Source organism: Bacillus cereus group sp. N21, from assembly GCF_016483395.1.
In the GTDB taxonomy this organism is placed as follows: Bacteria; Bacillota; Bacilli; order Bacillales; family Bacillaceae_G; genus Bacillus_A; species Bacillus_A pseudomycoides.
On record NZ_JAEHBX010000198.1, the window covers coordinates 1 to 1,151 of the forward strand.

Here is a 1,151-nt window from a genome sequence, read left to right on the forward strand (position 1 = left end):
TGGTCTTACCCCCGTCAAGTGGACAGCTGTAAAAAAAGACTATGCAGCCATCGAGATTCGATATTCAATCGGAGCTCGATGGTTAAGCCTTTTTTGGAATCGTTTGTAGTTGTAATGATAGATGTATGTTTCAATAGCTTGAATTAGTTCTTCCTTTGTTTGATAATAATTAAGATAAAACATTTCAGATTTAAAATGAGAGAAGAATGATTCAATGCAAGCATTGTCATGGCAGTTTCCTTTGCGGGAGTGGCTGCCGATGGCGCCTAGCTGTTGAAGCGTACGGTAATAAGCATGAGATGTATATTGGAATCCTTGATCTGAGTGGATGATGGTTCCATACACATCTCTTTTTTGTGCTGCTAAATCTAACGTTTTTAGGACAAGTTGTAAATCATTACGATGTGAGAGTTTCCAAGCAACGATTTCATTGTTATAAATGTCTTGAACGACCGAGAAATAGAGAAATTTATCTTTGAATGGCAAATAAGTGATATCTGTGACAAGTACCTCATTTGGTTTGCGGTTTCGGAATTGTTGTTCTACTACATTCGGAAAAACCTTTGAGGATTTCCCGTTAAAAAAGCGTCGCTTTTTACGGATGATTGATTGAATTTGAAGTTCTCGCATAAGTCTACATACTTTTTTGTGGTTCACTAAAAATCCAGCCTCTAGTAAGGCGATTTTCATGCGAGGATAACCGTATTCCTTGTGTTTTATGTGAATGGCTTGAATCTGTTCACGCAATGTATGATCCTTTGAAAGGCGTAATTGTCTTTGCGTACATGTTGAGCGCCACTTATAGTAGCTAGATCGATTTAACTGCGCAATGACGACCAGCCAGGTTACTTTATATCGAGAACGTAGTTCTTCAATAATCTCGTACTTAGCCGTTTGAGCAAGAACACCTCCTATAGATTTGGATACTGCTTTTTTAAATAAGCCACCTGCGCCTTGTAGTATTCCAATTCTTCTTCCACACTATCGAATTTCGTACGAGGACGACCTTTCAAGAGGTTTTTTAAGCCGTTATTGCCGCCGTTGTTTCCCCGCAAGTCTGAAATATCGCCTGTTTCTTGATATCTCCGGACCCAATTCATTAACTGTGTTCTACTTTTCAGCTTATATTTCTTAGCTATAGCTGTTTGGCT

2 protein-coding genes are annotated in these 1,151 nt (G+C 38.8%); both read right to left on the minus strand.

Annotated elements, in window-relative coordinates; all coding sequences use genetic code 11:
* Window positions 1–39: 39 nt before the first annotated feature.
* Complete coding sequence (locus JDS96_RS30440; RefSeq protein WP_141525841.1) at window positions 40–969, minus strand: IS3 family transposase; 930 nt, start codon at window positions 967–969, stop codon at window positions 40–42.
* Window positions 912–1,151 (minus strand): transposase (locus JDS96_RS30445; protein WP_199669089.1); only part of this gene is annotated, 240 nt, incomplete at its 5' end. The genes JDS96_RS30440 and JDS96_RS30445, both read right to left, overlap by 58 nt.